Raw genomic sequence first — 18,516 nt, forward strand, 5'->3', positions numbered from 1 at the left:
GTGTGACTTGCGCTCTACTCATGCGCTGGCGACAAGTCGCTCGATGGCACGTTCTAGGCGCGCCATGCCTTCGGCAATGTCTTCCTCGGGAATCACCAGCGAGGGGGCCATCCGCAGCACGTTGGGCCCCGCGATGAGCGCCATCACGCCCTCTTCAATCGCCAGCGGCAGAATATCCTTGGCGCGGCCTTCGAAGGCGTCCGACATCTGGGCCCCCATCAGCATGCCCATACCACGGATCTCTTTGAAAACGCCGTGCTTGCGGTTGATGGTTTCCAGGTGCTCGCGGAACAGGTCGTGGCGATGTTTGACACCTTGCAGCACCTCCGGTGTATCGATGAACTCGACCGCCGCCAGCGCTACCGCTGAGGCCAGCGCGTTGCCCCCGTAGGTAGAGCCGTGGGTACCGATGGCCAGCGATTTGGCGATAGCGTCGGTGGTCAGCGTGGCACCAATCGGGAAGCCGCCGCCCAGCGATTTGGCGCTGGTGAGAATGTCTGGCGTGATACCGAAGTTCTTGTAGGCGTAGAGCTCACCGCTACGGCCAACGCCGGTTTGCACTTCATCGAAAATCAGCAGCGCGTTGTGCTCGTCACACAAATCGCGCAGGCCCTGCAGGAATTCCTGAGTAGCGGGAACGATGCCGCCCTCGCCCTGCATCGGCTCGACCATGATGGCGCAGGTGTCGTCGCCCACGAGCTTACGCACGCTCTCCAGGTCGTTGAAGTTGGCGTGCAGAATGCCGCCCGGTACCGGGCCAAAGCCTTGGGAGTACTTGGGCTGGCCGCCTACGCTGACGGTAAAGAAGGTGCGGCCGTGGAACGACTGGTAGAACGAGATGATTTTGTCTTTATGCTCGCCGTAGTGGTCGACCGCCCAGCGGCGGGCCAGCTTCAGCGCAGCTTCGTTAGCTTCACCGCCGGAGGAGCATAAAAAGACCTTATCGGCGAAGGTGCGCTCGGTAAGGGTTTTGGCCAGTTTGAGCGCCGGTTCGTTGGTGAATACGTTGGAGAGATGCCAAAGCTTTTCGCCCTGCTCTTTCAGCGCATTGACCAGCACCGGATGGCAGTGACCCAGGGAGTTCACCGCAATACCGCCAGCGAAATCGATGTACTCACGGCCTTCTTGGTCCCACAAGCGGCTGCCTTCACCACGTACCGGAATAATCTGCTGCGGCGCGTAGTTAGGCGCCATGTAGTGGTCGAAGTCTTGACGGTTCGGGGTGTGGCTCATGGGACAGTACCTCCAGTGGAGTAAGCGATTGAATCAGTATACGGGGGGCGTAGGACGCCCTGCTTTCAGTATTGGGACGGTAAATTATGAATAGAGACGTGTGCATTTACATCTAAGTACTGGCTCGCATCACCTTGAAGAATGTCTAAAGCGCCCCATTGTCATTAGTAGGGCATTCACTAGTGCCTTGTGGAGCGGCACGGACATTTTTGACCCAAGGAGCTGAACCATGAAGATCGATCTACGCGGCAAGCATGCCATTATCACCGGATCTACCGCCGGTATCGGCTATGCCATCGCAGAAGGACTGGCCAACGCGGGCGCAGAAATAGTCGTTACCGGGCGCACGCAGCAGCGGGTGGATGATGCCATCGCTGCCCTAAAAAAGCGCCTCCCCGAGGCCCGCGCGACCGGGGTAGCCGCCGATCTAGGTACTGCAGAAGGGTGTCAGGCTCTGATTGACCAGCAGCCCGAGACCGACATCCTTATCAATAACGTAGGCATCTTTGGCCCACAAGACTTCTTCGACGTAGATGACGCCACTTGGCAACAATTCTTCGATGTTAACATCATGAGCGCGGTTCGTTTGTCGCGTCATTACGCCAAGGGCATGCGTGAGCGCGATTGGGGCCGCATCCAGTTCGTGTCCAGCGAATCCGGGATCAACATTCCCAGCGAAATGGTTCACTACGGCATGACAAAGTCTGCGCTACTGTCCATTTCACGAGGATTGGCAAAAGTATTGAGTGGCACCCAAGTCACGGTCAACGCTATTCTTCCAGGACCCACGCGCTCAGAGGGCGTGTTGAACATGCTCAGCGACATCGCTCAGAAAGAGGGTATCTCGCAGCAGGAAGTAGAAGCGCGTTTCGTCAAAGAGAACCGTCCGTCGTCGATCATTCAGCGCTTGGCGACGCCCGAAGAAGTCGCCCACATGAGCGTCTATGCAGCCTCGCCACAAGCCAGTGCCACTACCGGTGCCGCGCTTCGCGTAGAGGGCGGCATTGTGGATACGCTGACGTAAAGCGTTATCCGAGCCGTTCCTCTCTCGGCGTCATACCGAAATGGTGGCGATAGGCGGTTGAGAAGTGAGCCCCTGAAGAAAACCCAGTGGCAAAGGCAATATCACCGACGGCCCGGTCGCTCTCACGCAGCTGTTTGCGTGCTTCCTGCAAACGCAGGTCGAGGTAGTAGCGGCTGGGCACCGCCTGCAAGTACTTCTTGAATAATCGCTCCAACTGACGCCGAGAGATCCCCAAATGCTCGGCCAGTTCCAACGTCGAGAGCGGCTCTTCGATATTGGCTTCCATCAGGGTGACCGCATCCACCAAGCTTTGGGGCGCGTGGCCCAAACGGTTGCGCAGCGGCACGTGCTGGCGTTCATCAGCCAAGCGAATACGGTCGCAGACGAACTGTTCGGAGACCTGCTCGGCTAGGCGTGGGCCGTGATGCTTGCCAATTAGCGTGAGCATCATATCCATAGCGGCGGTGCCGCCCGCGCAGGTCAGGCGGTCACGATCAATCTCGAAGAGCTGCTGAGAGAGCGTGACTTGGGGGTAGGCTTGGGCAAACGCATCGAAGCGCTGCCAAGGCAAAGTAGCGCGGTAGCCTTCCAGCAAACCACAGCGGGCCAGCACCTCGGTGCCACCGGCCAAACCGCCAAAGGCCACGCCTCGGCCCTGGTGGCTACGCAGCCACTCGTTGAGCTTCGCGGGCAATACGTAGGGTAGCGGCGTAGGCGCACACACCAGCAGTAAATCCAGCGGGCCAAGGGGGGCTCCTAACGAATGCTGCGCGATAAGTGATAGCTGCGCGCCGCTGCGCACGGGCTCTTCATCCAGGCTGAGGGTAACGGTGTGGTACAGCATCTGGCCGCTCAGCTGGTTGGCCATTTGCAGCGGCTCAATAGCGCTGGCGTGAGCCAACAGCGAAAACCCCGGCAGCAGCACAAACGCCACCCGCCTGCGGTGGCTAGGGGGTGGCGTTAACGTACTGGAGTGCATGTGGGTTCGCTGTACTGCCTATTGCGATGCATGAAAACCGCCGCTGGCTAACTGGGTCATTTGTGTTACCAACATCTTACCCAATTGTGCCACTGAAGGCAGCGCCTGCTGTCGCTATCTCAAAAAAGACGTCGCAGGGCTATAGCGAGTGAGTGTTACCTGTTCTCTTCCGCGTCTGAAAGCGTCGTTTGGTTATCAATAATCTGGTAGTCACTCTCGCGGTATTCGTCGGCGGACGCTTCGATCTCTTCGCTACCGTAGTCGGTGTTGACGACCAACTGGTCTCCTTCGCGCTGCATCTCTTTCACGGGGAGCGCTACATCACTAGCGCCGAAGCCCCAGATGCCGCCAATCGAGACAATCGCAAACAGCTCGCCACTCTCTTGATGACGGGCAATGTGCTGGATTTCACCCACTTCATCACCCTGCTGATTAGCGACGGTAATGCCCTCAAGATCCCTTGCGCGCTCTGCCATCAGCGAGTTACCCTGGTCGCTTTGCTGAACGTCTTCCTGCACGACTTGTTGATTCTGCTGCTGCGCTGACGTCTGTTCTTGATCGCGCCCTTCGTTATCCCGGTTAACCTCTACCTCTGCAGTGTCAGCCTGCTCAATAGTCACCTCCGGTTCACCGCGCTGCTCAACGGTGACGTTCGGCTCCGCCTCTTCCACCGTGACTTCTGGCTCGGGCTGTTCAATGGTCACGTCGGGCTTAGGCTGCTCGATGGTGACGTCAGGTTTTGACTGTTCGACCGTGATGTTGGGCGACTCCTGCTGCACCTGAACATCCGCAGGCGCTTGGTCAACCGTGACATCCATCGTCTCGTTGCCATCTGGGGTTTGGCTGTTTTGGCGCTGCTGTTCGGCCACTTCGTTCTGTCGCTGTTGCGACATGTCTCGGGTGGTCGAAGGATCGGTGTGATCATCGTTTTGCGCGAGGGCAATACCTGAGAGGCTAGCGCATACCGTGCCCATGGCGACTGCGAGTGCTGTCCGTTTCATGCTCGTTCTCCGTTTACTGACGTGCATCGTTTCTAAAGCACACTTTGTGCTGAAGTACACGTTGCACACTAGTTAAGCACGGCGCATCGAGGCAAGATGAAACGGCACACAACCGCTACGTTGTACCTAGATTAACGGACGTTTAGCAGAAGATGGGCACAAAAGCTGACAAACATTAAACACAGGCACTCCTAGTGACCGCTATGGAACGTTCGCTACCAAAGGCCTGAAACGCATATCGCCGGGCCACAGGCCCGGCGATATGCGCTGCAACAACGACGTCTCAGCCGCCGCTATTGCCCATTCCCAGCATGACAATACCCGCCACGATGATCCCCATCACTATGATGATCAGCGGCAGCATGTTGTGCAGCCCGTTAGCGGATTTCTTCGCTTCTGGCTGCTGCTGAGGTTGCGAGGTTTCGAAATCTTCGGGTAAGCGCTCGCTCAATACGTGCTCTTTCTCTTCTTCCGGGGTTTTGCTCTCTCGGGTATCCATACGGCACCTCATCCAGTCCGGTCGATGATCAACAGCGCGGCGGCCAGCGTTACCCGTCGCGCGTCGCCTTATAACGTCACGACATCGAATTCCACGTCCGGGTTCACATCGGCGTCGTAATCCACGTCGTTACGCTCGAAGCCAAACAGCTTCAAAAACTCATGCTTGTAACCAGCATAGTCGGTAATGTCGAAGAGGTTGTCCGTCGTGACTTCCGGCCACAGGTCTTGGCAGGCTTTTTGAACGTCGTCGCGCAGTTCCCAGTCGTCCAGGCGCAGGCGGCCTTGGTCGTCGGTAACCATGTCGCCGGGCTCACCGGAGTAAAGCCTTTCGCCGAACAGGCGGTTCAGCTGATCGATGGTGCCTTCGTGCAGGCCCTGCTCTTTCATGATGCGGTAGACCATGGCGATATACAGCGGCATGACCGGAATCGCGGCGCTGGCCTGAGTCACCACGGATTTCAGCACGGCCACGTTGGCACCACCGCCGCTCTCTTTGAGCTTGGCATCGATGGCGGACGCTGCGCGGTCCAGGTCCTCTTTGGCTTTACCCAGAGCGCCGTGCCAGTAGATCGGCCAGGTAATTTCGGTGCCGATGTAGCTAAAGGCCACGCTGCGCGCGCCTTTGGCGAGCACGCCCGCGTCATCCAGAGCGCTCATCCACAGTTCCCAATCTTCGCCGCCCATCACGGTGATGGTGTCGTCGATTTCTTGCTGGGTGGCCGGTTCCACTTCGGCTTCGATGATGGCGTCTTTGTTGGTATCGATCGCCGTGGCGCGGTAGGTTTCACCAATCGGCTTCAGGCTGGAGCGCTTCAGCTCACCGCTGTCAGGCAGTTTGCGCACGGGAGACGCCAGCGAGTAGACCACGAGATCAATCTCACCCATGTCCTGCTTGATCAGCTCGATGGCTTTTTCCCGCGCTTCGTGGGAGAACGCATCGCCGTTGATGGACTTGCTGTACAGACCTTCCTGCTTGGCAAATTTATCGAAGGCCGCGCTGTTGTACCAGCCCGCCGTGCCCGGCTTTTTCTCGGTGCCCGGCTTTTCGAAAAACACGCCCAAGGTGTCGGCGCCATAACCAAAGGCGGCGGTAATACGTGCCGCTAGGCCGTAACCGCTAGAGGCACCGATCACCAGCACTTTCTTCGGGCCTTGGCGTTTATCCAAACCACGGGCGCGGGTCGCTTCGATCTGCTCGAGAACGTTCTGCTCGCAGCCTTTCGGGTGGGTGGTGGTGCAGATAAAGCCACGCACTTTCGGTTTAATGATCACATTGGACCCCTTCATCAGATGAGTATTGCGTTCGGCACGGCAGTGCCGAGTTACCAATGAGGGGTATTCTAGCGGTCTCGGCGCGCCCTGTCCGCTCTTGAGCTTCTTCGCCATTCGCGGCAGGATAGCGGCCTGCCCACCACTTGCCGACGAGACCTTTGATGAATGCACAGCAGCTAGTCGATGAGCGAGGCGATCTGTGGCTTGCCCTGGCCCCGCTCTGGCTTGATCGCGAACCCAGCGAGCGCGACTACGCCCGTATGATCGAAGTGATCGAACAGCACCAGATGTCGCTCAAGGAGTTGGAGTGGATGCTGCGTCTAGAGCTGGCACCGGTCATGTCGCGCCACCAGCTCTCGGTCGCCAGCGAGTGGCGCAAGTTCGACGATTATAAACTGATGAAGCAACTCGTGAGCCACAACATGAAGCTGACCGGCTGGCGACGCAAAAGCTGGGCACTCTTTTCAGGGCTGACGACCATGATGGTGCGTCACCGTTGGAACGAGCTGATGCAGCGTCTGGTGGTCGCCCGAGGTGAGGTGTAGCGCGTCACGTCGTGAGGCTTACTCTTTGTCCAGAGCGGCCTCCAGGGCCAAGCGCAGCGTCAGCCCGCGATCTTTGGGGCCAAAACGAGCCACCACCTTGCCATCGCGCCCCACCAAGAACTTGGTGAAATTCCACTTCACAGCCTTGGTTCCCAAGATCCCCGGCGCCTCTTGCTTGAGCTGAACGAACAGCGGATGGGCATCGTTGCCGTTGACCTTCACTTTCTCCATGAGCGGAAAGCTCACGCCAAACTGCTGCTCGCCAAAGGCGCAAAACGCTTCGGCACTTTCAGGAGACTGACGGCCAAACTGGTTACAGGGGAACCCCAGCACGGTAAAGCCACGATCCCGGTACCGCTGGTAAAGCCCTTCCAGCTCTTTCAACTGGGGGGTAAAACCGCACTGGCTGGCCACATTGACCACCAGCAACACCTGTCCGCGCAGCGCGCGAAGGTTGAACGGCTTACCTTGGTGGGTATAACAATCCTGCTCGTAAATCGTCATCGCCAGGCCTCTAGAATGCCTTTACCAGCATGCGCCTTACCTTGCCACGGCAACGGTAACGACACCAGCATGGAGATTAAATGATGGGCCCTGCCACCACCCGCAGCGCCAGCGCGATCAGCAGCACACCGGTGAGGCGGTTGATCCAGTGGGCGCGGCGCTGCAGCCAGGGCAACACCCGCGAGTGAGACAACCCAACGGCCACCAACACGTACCAGCCACCATCAATCATAATAGCCGTGGCGACGATAATCGCCTTGGCCAGCAGACTCATGTCCGGCGTGACGAACTGGCTTAACAGCGCAACGAAAAAGATGATCAGCTTCGGGTTACCCAGTGCCACCAACACGGCCTCTTTGGCCGCCTGGCGCGGCGTGGTGACCACAGCGTTCGGCGACAGTGCGCCGCCTCGGCCCGCTCGTAACGCTTTGACTCCCAACCACGCCAAATAGGCCGCGCCACACCAGGTAATGATGTGAAACAGTTCGGGAAAGCGCACCATGACCGCGCCTAATCCCAAGACCGTCAGCAACGCGTAAAATCCGACACCCAGGGCATGGAAGATGGCTGCCGTTACGCCCGGCACACGGCCACCTCCCAAGGTGTGGCGCAGCACCAGCGCAAGGCTTGGTCCGGGCGACATGGCCCCCATCGCACAAATGGCAGCCAGCGAAAGCCAAAGGGTCAGCGGCATGGTGTCCTCCCTGAAACGTTATGGAACAAGCGTGCCAGTATACGCCAGCGCTGGCCTCTTCGGCGCTCGTCCTAACGTCGGGAGTGGCCGCAACACCTCGCAGCACCGCATTAACGTGTCAGACGCTTAAATAACGCTGTTAGCATGGTACGCTGTTGGGTAAAATTTTCCCCTTTTTGAACACGATGACGCCTGCCATGCAGGCGGTTCATGGCTAATAAAGGACTTCAATATGGGTAGGGCGTTTCAAAACCGTAAGGAATCCATGGCCAAAACGGCCGCTGCGAAAACCAAGGTGTACAGCAAGTATGGGCGTGAAATCTACGTCTGTGCCAAAGCTGGCGGTACGGACCCCAACGGTAACCTCGCGCTGCGTGGATTGATGGAGCGCGCCAAGAAAGATCAGGTGCCGTCCCACGTGATCGACAAGGCCCTGGACAAAGCCAGCGGCGCGGGCGGTGAAGATTTCTCCCCGGCGCGCTACGAAGGCTTTGGCCCCGGCAACGCTATGGTGATCGTCGACTGCCTGACCGATAACCCCAACCGCACCTTTGGCGACGTGCGCGGCTGCTTCACCAAAACCAAAAGCAAAATCGGCACGCCGGGCAGCGTGAGCCACATGTTCGACCACTGTGCGATCTTCTCTTTCGCTGGTAGCGATGAAGAAACCGTACTGGAAGCGCTGATGGAAGCCGACGTGGACGTGACCGATATCGAACAGGAAGAGGGTCGCATCACCGTCTTTGCGCCGCATACCGACTACGCCAAAGCCAAGCAGGCACTGTTGGATGCGCTGGGTGAGATCGACTTCGAAGTCGACGAAATCCAGTTCTTGCCACAAACCACCACGCCCATCGAAGGCGACGACGTGGCTATGTTTGAAAAGTTTCTGGGCATGCTCAACGAGCTGGACGACGTCCAGAACGTCTTCCATAACGCGGAACTGCCGGAAGACGAGGCTTGAGCCGCTAGTCGCTCAACGCATCCCTCGGCACGAAGATCCACCCTTCCGCCGCTGGCATCTCTGCCGGCGGCCACGCAATCTGCGCAGGCGCCTGCTCGAGACTCCAGGCAAGCAGGGCACAAAAGCAGGCATCCTGGCTATCCTGCTGCTTCGGCGTTGGCTGATGCAGCAGGGTAACGACGGCCTCGGGGGCGCGAACCCTCTCTAGCAATGCGGCAAACGCTACCGAGCGTTTCGCCGGCGACGGATACCCCTCGACGGCCAACAGCTCTCCCTGCTCGCTCGTCCACTGGCCGCACTGCACGCGATGGGGCGCAAAGCGCGCCAGCACGTGCATGCCCTTGGTGGCCTGGCTACCAATCATGTCCTTGATCGGAGAGAGCGGCGTCACCCCACGAGCAAAGAGCCAACGCTCCGTTTGGCGATACAGGTATGGATTGTCCTGCGAGCGGCCCAGGGCATCGACGGGCTGACCCTGAGCGAGGGCCAGCAGTGCTTGGGGAAACGCCAAAGGCGTGTCGATGGCCATGACGACCCGTTCTTGGCCACTGGCCGTGATTTGGCACAGCGCCAACAAGCGATTCAACAGGTCACGAGTCGAGCTCGCATCGTTGAGCGTTTGGCGTAGATTGCCCCGCCAGGGCGTGCCCAGCAAGGTCAGCGACTCGTCCAGTACGACCAGCGCATCGCGGCTGGCGGGATTGTGGTCGCAGTTCCAGCCGCCCACATCCCATCCAAGATATAGGGTGGTCGTCGTCATTAGCTGACCGCGCCTTTGGCATCGAGTGCCGCATCGGGCGGTAGCAGCGCGGGAGTGACGCCTGCCGCACTCAGTACCGCCTTGCCACGCACCGTCAAATCGGTAATAAAGAGAAACTGCTGACGCGGGTCTACCGGATACGCGCGAATACGGTAGTGAGTTCCCCAGGGTTTCTCTTCGGCGACCACGACAATCGGCTCGTCGAACTTCAAATAAGCGCTGGTCAGCGCGACATCGCGCAGCGCTTTGCGCACCCAACCCGCCTCGTGCTCGGGGTGTAGATAAAAACTCGCCACGCACTGAAGGCTGGTGCCACCGTTATTGGCGTTATAGATCGCCGAATCCCACAGCTTCAAGTGTGGTACGGCGACCAAGTCATCATCGGGAGTCTGCACTTCCACCGTGCGCATGCCAACGTGTTTCACCTCACCGTACGTGCCTTCGATATTGACCCAGTCGCCGGGGCGATAAGGCAGCTCCACCGCCGAGACGACCCCAGCGATCAGGCTGCTCACATAATCTTTCAGCGCAAAGCCAATGGCCAAGCCAATGGCACCCAGCAGAGTGACCATATTGCGTAGCGACGGCTCAATGATGATCGGGACGGCGATGGCCAGCGCAACGATCAGAATGATCAGCCGCGTCAGCGGTACCAGTGCAAAGACGCGGAAGCGCACTTGACCATGCAGCCGATTGGCCAGCCAGTTGAGACCACGCTGACTGGCAATGATCAACAAGATCGTACTACCTAAAATGATGCCCAGCGTGATCAGCGCTTGACTGTCCATCTCGTTAAACAGTTTGGCGTACTGCCCTTGATCGTCCATCTACGCTCCTTAAAGCGGGTCTACCAGATAATTACGCGACTCTAGCAGTTGCCGTACGCTGGCATAGCTCAACGGTGCGACCTGCCAACGCCCCTGCTGACGGCTGAGAATGCCACGCCGCGCCAGCGCAAAACGTGCGTTCAGCGCTTCGTGATCGGAAAACGGCAGCACGTGCTTCAGGGCTTGGTCTTCAAGCCCGCCGTGAATCAGCAGCGTGTGCAGTAGCAGCGTGGCTAAGTCGCCGGTATCTGCCGGAAGCTCGGCATCGGCTAGGGCATCGAGTAGCCATAGCTCTTGCGCGTTGCTGCGCGTCTCTGGCGCGTCGTCGGAGGTATTCGCCTCCGACGGCTCCCGCAGTCGCTCTCGCCAGTAGTGCCACGCAATTCCCAAATGTCCGCGGCAGTGCGCTGCCAGCCGCTGCAGTTCTTTGTAAACGGCCTTACTATCGCTTTCGCTCGATAGAATCGGTTTCCCGGTCCGCGTGCTATATACCGTCGGACATGCTCCCGCCGTTTGGGTCACGCGGTGGGAGAAGTAGTGGGCCAACTGCTCGCCTTCGAGCCCTTGCAGAGTCAATACCGGTACGCCCTCGAGGCCGACGGCGTGCTGCAAGTAGGCATACGTCCAGCTATCACAGCCGATCACGCTCATGCCCAGACGCCCGCTCAGAGCGCGTTCGACCAGTTCACGCACGCCCTGAAGGCCGTTGGTATGTCTCAGAAAGTGACGCTCCAGCGCTGGGATGGCCCAGCGTTTGAGTGGCGTGGCATGATCGACCCAGGCCAAACGCCCGTCGACCAGCTCGGACAACGTAGGAGCCGTGAGGCACTCGATACCTTGCTGCGCGGCCCAGTGGCTCACTACCGCTTCGTGCCCACCGTGGGGCGGTGAAATGAACAGCACGACGGGCGTTTCTTCATAGGCGCGTAGTGCCTGCTCCAAACGGTGGGCGGCAGGCGTCCAATCGATACTGGGTGCCCAGTGGGCCAGCTTGACCTCCGGCAGCGCGCGCAGCTCGCTCTCCTGCTTGGCTTGGCGCTCTGAGGCCTCGCGGCCGATCATCCAAGTCGTGGCTGCTCGCCAGCTACGCCGCCACTGGCTGGCCTGGGTGCGTTCGGGGGTGTGAAAGGTGTCCAGTGCCACCACGTTCCATGGCGATAACGCCGCGTTCGTTGAGCCTTGCGCCATCGTCTGCCTCGGTTCGGTAAAGTAGATTAAGGTTAGCATGCCTGAGGCGCTGCCCTCGGGGCTAGTCGAACTTATCGTCTAGAATAAAGTCGTTATAGCCAAGCAACTCCCCTTTGAGCGATGTGCAGGAGGCAACGATGAGCGTGGTGAATGTCACGATGGCGGAGCTTCACGAGAAGCTTGCAAAGTGCATTGCGGGCGAGCGGGTGCTCATTGAGCAGGAAGGGAATCGATTCAGCGGCCGTATCCAGCATGTCGGTGTGATGGGGGTAAAAGTCATTCCTGAAACCGTCATCAAAAACAGTACCGGTGACCCAGGGGATATGGATGGCGTGACCGTGCCCTACGACGATATTTGGGAGCTGGAAGTCAAAGGCGTGGTCTACAGCCGACTGGGGGAGTAACGTAGCTTCCCCCCTCATGGCAAAAAAAGCGCGCCTGCTTTTGGCAGACGCGCTTTTGACTCGTCGCTTTTTTTACTCATTGTGCAAAGCGTCGCGCTTCGCTCAATAGGTCAGACAGATCTTACCAAAGTGCTTGCCTGACTCTTGATGACGAAACGCATCGGCGATCTCGCTGAGCGGGAATTCACGGTCAATGATCGGTTTGAGCTTCGCCGCTTCGATCGCTTGGATCATCTCGATCTGATGACGACGGCTACCTACGATAAGCCCCTGCAATTTAGCCTGTTTTGCCATCAGCTTAGCCGTCGGAATCTCACCTTCACGGCCGGTGAGCACACCAATCAGTGAGATATGCCCGCCAATCTTCACCGCATCGATGGATTGCGGCAGCGTACCGGGGCCACCTACTTCGACCACGTGATCCACGCCTTCGCCATGGGTGAGCGCTTGCACGGCTTTGCCCCACTCCGGGGTCTCACGGTAGTTGATGGTGTGCTCCGCGCCTAGCGTGCGCAGGCGTTCCAGCTTTTCATTAGACGAAGACGTTGCGATCACCCGAGCGCCCATCAGTTTGGCAAACTGTAAGGCGAAAATGGAGACGCCGCCGGTGCCCAGTACCAGCACGGTATCGCCAGCCTTCAAACCGCCGTCCACTACTAGCGCGCGCCAAGCGGTTAGACCTGCGGTGGTCAGCGTGGCGGACTCGGCATGGCTGTAACCTTGCGGCTGGCGAGTAAACCACGTGGCCGGGCGAATCACCTGCTCGCGGGCATAGCCATCGACGCCATCGCCTGGGGTGGTGGTGAAATCGCCTACGCGCGCCGGGCCTTCCAGCCAGTAAGGGAAGAAAGTCGAGACGACCGCATCGCCCACGGCAAACTCTTCCACACCTTCGCCAACGGCTTCCACAACGCCCGCACCGTCGGACATCGGGATGCGCTTATCATCGGTGGGAATCATCCCCGCCACGACCGCGTAGTCGTGAAAGTTCAGTGAGCTGGCGTGCAGGCGCACTTTGATCTCGCCGGGGCCTGGCTCCCCTGGGGCTGCCACGTCGACAACGTTCAATTTATCTAAACCGCCGGGTTGTTGAAGCTCAATCGCTTGCATCACTCTCTCCTGTTAACGCGCCCTTGTAGGCGACCGGTCTAGCCTCAAATGGGGGCGTTGTCATCAGGATCAAGGTCGTTGCCCAAAAAGCCGCCCGACTGACGCTGCCATAGGCCTGCGTAGATGCCGTTTCGGGCGAGCAACTCCTGATGGGTGCCGCTCTCCACCATGCGCCCTTCATCCACCACAATCAAACGGTCTAGCATGGCAATGGTAGAGAGCCGATGGGCGATGGCAATCACCGTTTTGCCCTCCATCAAGGCATCCAACTGCTCTTGAATCGCCGCTTCGACTTCGGAATCCAGCGCCGAGGTGGCTTCATCCAACACCAGGATGGGGGCGTCTTTAAGCAGCACCCGGGCGATGGCAATGCGCTGGCGCTGGCCGCCGGAGAGCTTCACGCCCCGCTCGCCCACATGAGCATCCAAACCGCGCCGCCCTTTGGGATCGACTAGGTCATTGATGAAGGTATCGGCATGGGCACGGCATACCGCCTGCCAGACATCCTCATCGCTGGCATTCGGGCTGCCATAGCGGATGTTGTCCCGCAGCGAGCGGTGCAGCAGCGAGGTGTCTTGGGTCACCATGCCGATCTGGTGGCGCAGCGAGGTCTGGGTGACCTCAGCAATGTTTTGTCCGTCGATCAAAATGCGCCCGCCCTGCAGGTCGTAAAAGCGCAGCAGCAGGTTCGCCAGGGTCGATTTTCCCGCCCCGGAACGGCCAATCAGGCCGATCTTTTCACCGGGCTTGATGGTCAGGTTCAGCCCATCGAACACGTTTTTGCTCTCCCCTTTTGCCTGGGCATACTGGAAGCGCAGCGTATCGAAGACGATCTCGCCGTTGGGCACGGTCAGCGCTTTGGCGTTGGGCGCGTCTTTCACCGTCGGCTCCTGGGCGATGGTGTTCATGCCATCCTGCACCGTGCCGATGTTTTCAAATAGCCCGGCGACTTCCCATAAAATCCAGTCGGACATAAAACGGATCCGCATCACCAGGGCAATGGCGATGGCCAGCACACCCAGAGAGATCGCCTCCATGTACCACGCTGCAATCGCCATGCCTGCCGTGCCGACCAGCAGCAGGGTATTAAGCAGCGTCAAGCAGACGCTCATCACCGTGACCAAGCGCATCTGGCGATGCACGGTGACCATAAAGCCCTCCATAGCATCTTTGGCGTAGCGCTCTTCGCGCTGAGTATCGGCAAACAGCTTGATAGTCTGGATATTGCTGTAGCTATCCACCACGCGGCCAGTCATTTGCGCGCGAGCATCCGCCTGGGCCATGGAAACATCCCGCAGGCGCGGTACGAAAAAGCGCATGATGCCCAAGTAACCGATCAGCCAAAGCCCTAGCGGCAGCAGCAGCCATGGATCGGCGCGGCCTAGTAAGATGGCCGCCCCGGTAAAATAGACGATGGCGTAGACCAGCAGATCCATCACTTTCGTGACGGTTTCCCGCACGGCCAGCGCGGTTTGCATCACTTTTTGCGATACCCGCCCGGCAAACTCATCCTGATAGAATGCCAGGCTCTGGCTGAGCATATGGCGATGAGAGAGCCAGCGGCCAATCATCGGGTAGTTACCAAAAATGCTCTGGTGAGTGACCAGCGACTGCAGCAGCACCAATAGCGGCAGGCCCACTACCACTAACAAACCAAGGCCCGCCAGCCACAGCCCGTGGTTGGCCCAAAAATCGGCGCCCTCGACGCCGCCCAGCCAATCCACCAAATCGCCCATATAGCTAAAAAACACCACCTCTGCGGCGGATACCACCGCCGTAATCAGCGACATCACCAGCAGCCACGGCCACACCGGGCGCGAAAAGTGCCAGATAAACGGCAACAGCCCTTTGGGCGGCGTGGTGACCTCACCCTCTGGATAAGGGTTGACGCGCTCCTCAAAGAAACGGAACAGCGGCGAGAGCAGACGTGACAGCATGGAAAGTCCTTACAAGACGCGATAAAAGGGAGTACAGCGTAGGAATGTTTGCATAATGATCGCGATGTCAGGCGTCAGGATGATGACGCATTAACCAGCGGGCCCAGAAGGGAGCGACAATCATCAGGGTGACCATCCGCAGCAGGTGGTGAAACGCCACAAACACTGGGTCAATGTTGAGCGCGACGGCAAGTATCGCCATTTCGCCAATACCACCAGGGGCCAGCGCCAAGAGCGCCACATCGCGACCCACGCCCACGGTTTGGTGGATCAGTTCGGCAAACACGGCCAGCACGATGAGGGCCAACAGCGTCGCCACTCCGGATTGCCAAAGATAGCGCCCCAAGAGCCGCCGCGTCATACCTTGAAAGCGTGAACCAATGGCGCTGCCCAGCACCCAGAGCATCAGATTCATACCCCAGCTTGGCAAGGCGAGGCTAGCAATATCCAGCCCGGAGAGTAGCGCGGTGGCTAACAAGGGAGCGAGCAGCGCGGGGCTTGGCAGGCGTAGCCATTGACCCAACGGCAGCAACAGTGGAATAGCCAGCAACAGCCAGCCATCGGTAAGTGCTGACGCTGTCGGACCCAGTGTGCCTTCTCCCCCTTCGAATGCCCAAAACAGCGGCGGTAGAAAGAGGATCACCAGCACGATACGCAGCGACTGGGCAATGGCAATGCGCTGCGGGTCGCCGCCGCATCGTTCACCCAGTAGGATCATCGCGGTCATGGCGCCCGGCGAGGCACCAAACCAGGCGCTGACCGGGTCGAAACCGCAGCGGCGGTACCAGGCTGACGCCACGGCGGTTGACGCCGCGACCCCCGCCAACAGCAGCATGGCCGAAACGGGCCAATCCAGCACCCGGTGGGCCAGCTCAGGCGTGACTTGGCTGCCGAGAACCATGCCCATCACCGCTAAAAACACGCTGCGCAGCGATTCAGGCACTTCAACCTTCACCCCTTTGGCAGACACCAGCAGGTTCGCCACCAAGGGGCCAAGCATCCAGGCCAGCGGCAGCCCCGAAATGTGAAACAGCACACCGCCTGCTGCACCAACACTGAGCGATAAGACAAGCGCTTTGGCTCTCCCTGCACTGAAACGGCTGCCCTTCACACTCCCCTCCGGTGATCTTTCGGCTATGCGATATGGCAGAGTCGTTTCATCCAACTACTTACTCTGCTAAGCGTTGCCTCAGTTTATCACTATTGGGGTTAATCCTCGTCGTCGTCATCACGCATTCGCGCTTGGCGCTCGGCCTCTTCTTCTTTGGCGTCGTCGATGACTTCCATCAGCTCATCCACGTTGGCAATGTGGCTATCAAACTCGAAGTGGCCGGTGAGTTTGCTATCGGGGTGCAGCTCACCCGCTTCATAGAGCGCCCACATCTCCTTACCGTAGTGAGTAGTGAGCAGCTCGGGAGCAAAGCGACCAAAATAAGCGCGCATGTTATCGACATCGCGCTCCAGCATGGCGGCGGCGCTGTTATTACCGGCCGCATCGACCGCTTGGGGCAAGTCGATAATGACCGGGCCATCGGCATCGACGAGCACGTTGAACTCAGAAAGGTCACCGTGAATCAGACCAGCGCAAAGCATTTTCACCACGTCTTGAATCACTTTGGCGTGATAGCGCAGCGCCTGCTCTTCGGTCAGGGTGACATCGTCCAAGCGCGGTGCCACGTCGCCTTCGGCATCGGTGATCATCTCCATCAGCAGCACGCCATCCACGAAACCGTACGGCTTAGGTACGCGCACATCGGCGGCGGCTAGGCGGTACAGCGCGTCCACCTCGGCAGTGAGCCACGCCTGCTCCTGCTCTTTCTGGCCGTAGCGGGTTTTCTTGGCCATGGCACGGGCCCGGCGGCTGTTGCGCTCTTTACGCCCCTCTTGGTACTGCACCGCCTGTTTGAAACTGCGTTGCTTGGCCTCTTTGAAGACTTTGGCACAGCGCGTGTCGTCGCCGCAGCGCACCACATACACCTGCGCTTCCTTGCCGCTCATCAACTGCATCAGCACCTCATCGATCAGACCATCATCGACCAAGGGCTGTAATCGTTTGGGTGTTTTCATAGCTTGCTGCGAAGGCTCCTTCTGGTAACGACCCCGTCGTGGGGGTCGTCAATGGCGAATGCGTCGCACGCGGAAAGCGCGCCCTTTGAGTTTATCCCGCTCCAGCTTGGCCTGAGCTTTCTGGACGACGCTGCGCTCGACCGCGACGTATGCACTTCGGGCCAGCACTTTGATTTTGCCCACCTGATCCCCGCGCAAGCCGCCTTCGCTGGTCAATGCTCCCAGAATATCGCCTGGGCGCAGCTTATCCTTTTTACCACCCGCCAACTGTAGCGTAGCCATGGGAGCCTCGAACGGTGTGCCGTTAGCCGCTGTCGGCAGCGGCTCGGTCGAGAGCGGCTCGCCCAACAGCTCAGCGAGGCGTTCGAGTCGATAATCTTCCTGCGGTGTCACCAGGGTACAGGCGATACCGCTGGCCCCGGCGCGCCCCGTTCGGCCTACCCGATGAACGTGGACGTCCAGCTCGCGGGCGATTTGGTAATTGAAGACGGCGTCCAGCTGGGCAATGTCCAGCCCGCGGGCGGCGACATCGGTGGCGACCAAAATCGATGCGCTCTGGTTGGCAAACAGCACCAGCAGCCGGTCGCGGTCTTTCTGCTCGAGATCGCCGTGCAAAGCGACGGCGCTGAAGCCCGCGTCGACCAAACCATCGGCTACCGCCTGGGTTTCTCGCTTGGTGTTACAGAACACCACGCTGGTGGTAGGACGCGTGGCGAGCAGCAGCTCGGTCAATGCAGCAAAACGGTCGTCGTCATGAGACACACGGTAAAAGTGCTGCTCGATGGTCGTCGCGTCATGGGTCTCTGCGACTTTAACGCTGACCGGATCGCGCATGACGCCACGCGTCATAGCTGCGAGACCGCCGGAGGCCTGCTCATCAGGGAATGTCGCGCTAAAAAGCAGCGTTTGGCGGTCGGCAGGCGTATCGGCAATGATATCGTCGATGGTGACCTGAAAACCCATGTCTAACATGCGGTCCGCTTCATCCAGCACCAGCGTGGTGAGTGACCCAAGGGTGAGCGAACCCTTGCGCAGATGCTCATCCACCCGGCCCGGCGTGCCCACCACGATGTGGGCGCCGTGCTCCAGCGATGCGAGCTGCGGGCCAAACGGGGCGCCGCCGCAGAGTGTGAGCACTTTCACGTTGGGCATTCCACGGGCTAGACGGCGCAACTCTTCCGCCACTTGGTCGGCCAGTTCACGGGTGGGACACAGGACCAAACCCTGGACGCTAAACGCCTCGAGGCGCAACTGGGAAAGAATCGCCAAGCCAAAGGCGGCGGTCTTGCCTGACCCCGTTTTGGCTTGCGCCATCACATCGCGTCCCACCAGCATGGGTGGCAGGCTTTGTGCTTGAACGGGCGTCATCGCGTGATAGCCCAGGGAGTCGAGCGTGCTCAGCAGCGCGGGCGAGAGGGCAAGAGAGGCAAACGAGGTATCTGACACGAAAAATTCCTGAAGGGGGCGTGATGCCCAGCAAACCGATAATGTGAAGCACCATACCAG

The 18,516-nt window shown here is 59.3% G+C and carries 19 protein-coding genes; 4 read left to right on the plus strand and 15 right to left on the minus strand.

Annotation, left to right across the window (positions count from 1 at the left end; translation table 11 throughout):
- Positions 1-18: 18 nt before the first annotated feature.
- On the minus strand, positions 19-1,233 hold the full coding sequence (locus AB6K10_RS17920; RefSeq protein WP_139526614.1) for an aspartate aminotransferase family protein: 1,215 nt from the start codon (positions 1,231-1,233) through the stop codon (positions 19-21).
- A 229-nt stretch (positions 1,234-1,462) separates the two neighbouring features.
- Between AB6K10_RS17920 and AB6K10_RS17925 the strand changes: the two genes are divergently transcribed.
- Complete coding sequence (locus tag AB6K10_RS17925; RefSeq protein WP_253017887.1) at positions 1,463-2,257, plus strand: SDR family NAD(P)-dependent oxidoreductase; 795 nt, start codon at positions 1,463-1,465, stop codon at positions 2,255-2,257.
- 4 nt (positions 2,258-2,261) lie between these two features.
- On the opposite strand, the gene AB6K10_RS17930 is transcribed toward AB6K10_RS17925, so the two are convergent.
- The 4 genes from AB6K10_RS17930 to fabV all read right to left on the minus strand — a co-directional run bounded on the left by AB6K10_RS17930 (position 2,262) and on the right by fabV (position 6,010).
- Entirely contained in the window at positions 2,262-3,236 is a 975-nt protein-coding gene (locus tag AB6K10_RS17930) for a GlxA family transcriptional regulator (protein ID WP_339119497.1), read from the minus strand.
- 155 nt (positions 3,237-3,391) lie between these two features.
- A complete protein-coding gene (locus AB6K10_RS17935; RefSeq protein ID WP_339119498.1) occupies positions 3,392-4,237 on the minus strand; it encodes a PRC-barrel domain-containing protein in 846 nt (281 codons plus the stop codon).
- Positions 4,238-4,520: 283 nt separating this feature from the next.
- Positions 4,521-4,736 (minus strand): hypothetical protein, encoded by a 216-nt coding sequence (locus AB6K10_RS17940; protein ID WP_253017884.1) that lies wholly within the window; start codon positions 4,734-4,736, stop codon positions 4,521-4,523.
- Between the two features lie 68 nt (positions 4,737-4,804).
- On the minus strand, positions 4,805-6,010 hold the full coding sequence (gene fabV, locus AB6K10_RS17945) for an enoyl-ACP reductase FabV (protein WP_159342886.1): 1,206 nt from the start codon (positions 6,008-6,010) through the stop codon (positions 4,805-4,807).
- A gap of 161 nt (positions 6,011-6,171) precedes the next feature.
- On the opposite strand from fabV, the gene AB6K10_RS17950 reads away from it, so the two are divergent.
- Positions 6,172-6,555, plus strand: a complete 384-nt coding sequence (locus tag AB6K10_RS17950; protein ID WP_159342887.1) for a hypothetical protein — start codon at positions 6,172-6,174, stop codon at positions 6,553-6,555.
- An 18-nt stretch (positions 6,556-6,573) separates the two neighbouring features.
- Here the strand turns inward: AB6K10_RS17950 and AB6K10_RS17955 are convergent, their stop codons facing one another.
- The gene (locus AB6K10_RS17955; protein ID WP_159342888.1) at positions 6,574-7,059 is read right to left on the minus strand and encodes a glutathione peroxidase; all 486 of its coding nucleotides are present in this window, start codon (positions 7,057-7,059) and stop codon (positions 6,574-6,576) included.
- Between the two features lie 76 nt (positions 7,060-7,135).
- Positions 7,136-7,753, minus strand: a complete 618-nt coding sequence (locus AB6K10_RS17960; protein WP_285263054.1) for a LysE family translocator — start codon at positions 7,751-7,753, stop codon at positions 7,136-7,138.
- 232 nt (positions 7,754-7,985) lie between these two features.
- Between AB6K10_RS17960 and AB6K10_RS17965 the strand changes: the two genes are divergently transcribed.
- Positions 7,986-8,717 (plus strand): YebC/PmpR family DNA-binding transcriptional regulator, encoded by a 732-nt coding sequence (locus tag AB6K10_RS17965; protein WP_159342890.1) that lies wholly within the window; start codon positions 7,986-7,988, stop codon positions 8,715-8,717.
- A gap of 4 nt (positions 8,718-8,721) precedes the next feature.
- Here AB6K10_RS17965 and AB6K10_RS17970 read toward each other — a convergent pair whose 3' ends face one another.
- The 3 genes from AB6K10_RS17970 to AB6K10_RS17980 are packed head-to-tail and all read right to left on the minus strand — an operon-like array spanning position 8,722 to position 11,492.
- A complete protein-coding gene (locus AB6K10_RS17970) occupies positions 8,722-9,477 on the minus strand; it encodes a DUF429 domain-containing protein (RefSeq protein WP_253017883.1) in 756 nt (251 codons plus the stop codon).
- Complete coding sequence (locus AB6K10_RS17975; RefSeq protein WP_339119499.1) at positions 9,477-10,304, minus strand: mechanosensitive ion channel domain-containing protein; 828 nt, start codon at positions 10,302-10,304, stop codon at positions 9,477-9,479. The genes AB6K10_RS17970 and AB6K10_RS17975 overlap by 1 nt, the downstream gene beginning before the upstream one ends.
- Positions 10,305-10,313: 9 nt before the next feature.
- Positions 10,314-11,492 carry a hypothetical protein gene (locus tag AB6K10_RS17980; protein ID WP_305946846.1) on the minus strand — a complete coding sequence of 393 codons (1,179 nt, stop codon included), beginning with the start codon at positions 11,490-11,492 and terminating at the stop codon, positions 10,314-10,316.
- A gap of 137 nt (positions 11,493-11,629) precedes the next feature.
- On the opposite strand from AB6K10_RS17980, the gene AB6K10_RS17985 reads away from it, so the two are divergent.
- Positions 11,630-11,896 carry a hypothetical protein gene (locus AB6K10_RS17985; RefSeq protein ID WP_159342894.1) on the plus strand — a complete coding sequence of 89 codons (267 nt, stop codon included), beginning with the start codon at positions 11,630-11,632 and terminating at the stop codon, positions 11,894-11,896.
- 102 nt (positions 11,897-11,998) lie between these two features.
- On the opposite strand, the gene AB6K10_RS17990 is transcribed toward AB6K10_RS17985, so the two are convergent.
- The 5 genes from AB6K10_RS17990 to dbpA form a co-directional block, all read right to left on the minus strand.
- The gene (locus AB6K10_RS17990; protein ID WP_339119500.1) at positions 11,999-13,006 is read right to left on the minus strand and encodes an NAD(P)-dependent alcohol dehydrogenase; all 1,008 of its coding nucleotides are present in this window, start codon (positions 13,004-13,006) and stop codon (positions 11,999-12,001) included.
- Between the two features lie 44 nt (positions 13,007-13,050).
- Positions 13,051-14,943: an ABC transporter ATP-binding protein gene (locus tag AB6K10_RS17995; RefSeq protein WP_339119501.1), complete on the minus strand. Its 1,893-nt coding sequence runs from the start codon at positions 14,941-14,943 to the stop codon at positions 13,051-13,053.
- A gap of 67 nt (positions 14,944-15,010) precedes the next feature.
- Positions 15,011-16,054: an AbrB family transcriptional regulator gene (locus AB6K10_RS18000; protein WP_339119502.1), complete on the minus strand. Its 1,044-nt coding sequence runs from the start codon at positions 16,052-16,054 to the stop codon at positions 15,011-15,013.
- Positions 16,055-16,152: 98 nt separating this feature from the next.
- The gene (locus tag AB6K10_RS18005) at positions 16,153-17,010 is read right to left on the minus strand and encodes a PA4780 family RIO1-like protein kinase (protein WP_159342898.1); all 858 of its coding nucleotides are present in this window, start codon (positions 17,008-17,010) and stop codon (positions 16,153-16,155) included.
- A gap of 48 nt (positions 17,011-17,058) precedes the next feature.
- Positions 17,059-18,456, minus strand: a complete 1,398-nt coding sequence (gene dbpA, locus AB6K10_RS18010) for an ATP-dependent RNA helicase DbpA (RefSeq protein WP_159342899.1) — start codon at positions 18,454-18,456, stop codon at positions 17,059-17,061.
- Between the last annotated feature and the right edge of the window lie 60 nt (positions 18,457-18,516).

Origin of the sequence: Halomonas sp. BMC6 (genome assembly GCF_964204995.1) — a bacterium.
GTDB lineage: Bacteria > Pseudomonadota > Gammaproteobacteria > Pseudomonadales > Halomonadaceae > Vreelandella.

Excerpts from the sequence above, each read along its gene's own strand:
- AB6K10_RS17920 (WP_139526614.1), bottom strand. The coding sequence starts at position 1,233 with ATGAGCCACACCCCGAACCGTCAAGACTTCGACCACTACATGGCGCCT.
- AB6K10_RS17925 (WP_253017887.1), top strand. The coding sequence starts at position 1,463 with ATGAAGATCGATCTACGCGGCAAGCATGCCATTATCACCGGATCTACC.
- AB6K10_RS17930 (WP_339119497.1), bottom strand. The coding sequence starts at position 3,236 with ATGCACTCCAGTACGTTAACGCCACCCCCTAGCCACCGCAGGCGGGTG.
- AB6K10_RS17935 (WP_339119498.1), bottom strand. The coding sequence starts at position 4,237 with ATGAAACGGACAGCACTCGCAGTCGCCATGGGCACGGTATGCGCTAGC.
- AB6K10_RS17940 (WP_253017884.1), bottom strand. The coding sequence starts at position 4,736 with ATGGATACCCGAGAGAGCAAAACCCCGGAAGAAGAGAAAGAGCACGTA.
- AB6K10_RS17950 (WP_159342887.1), top strand. The coding sequence starts at position 6,172 with ATGAATGCACAGCAGCTAGTCGATGAGCGAGGCGATCTGTGGCTTGCC.
- AB6K10_RS17955 (WP_159342888.1), bottom strand. The coding sequence starts at position 7,059 with ATGACGATTTACGAGCAGGATTGTTATACCCACCAAGGTAAGCCGTTC.
- AB6K10_RS17960 (WP_285263054.1), bottom strand. The coding sequence starts at position 7,753 with ATGCCGCTGACCCTTTGGCTTTCGCTGGCTGCCATTTGTGCGATGGGG.
- AB6K10_RS17965 (WP_159342890.1), top strand. The coding sequence starts at position 7,986 with ATGGGTAGGGCGTTTCAAAACCGTAAGGAATCCATGGCCAAAACGGCC.
- AB6K10_RS17970 (WP_253017883.1), bottom strand. The coding sequence starts at position 9,477 with ATGACGACGACCACCCTATATCTTGGATGGGATGTGGGCGGCTGGAAC.
- AB6K10_RS17975 (WP_339119499.1), bottom strand. The coding sequence starts at position 10,304 with ATGGACGATCAAGGGCAGTACGCCAAACTGTTTAACGAGATGGACAGT.
- AB6K10_RS17980 (WP_305946846.1), bottom strand. The coding sequence starts at position 11,492 with ATGGCGCAAGGCTCAACGAACGCGGCGTTATCGCCATGGAACGTGGTG.
- AB6K10_RS17985 (WP_159342894.1), top strand. The coding sequence starts at position 11,630 with ATGAGCGTGGTGAATGTCACGATGGCGGAGCTTCACGAGAAGCTTGCA.
- AB6K10_RS17990 (WP_339119500.1), bottom strand. The coding sequence starts at position 13,006 with ATGCAAGCGATTGAGCTTCAACAACCCGGCGGTTTAGATAAATTGAAC.
- AB6K10_RS17995 (WP_339119501.1), bottom strand. The coding sequence starts at position 14,943 with ATGCTGTCACGTCTGCTCTCGCCGCTGTTCCGTTTCTTTGAGGAGCGC.
- AB6K10_RS18005 (WP_159342898.1), bottom strand. The coding sequence starts at position 17,010 with ATGAAAACACCCAAACGATTACAGCCCTTGGTCGATGATGGTCTGATC.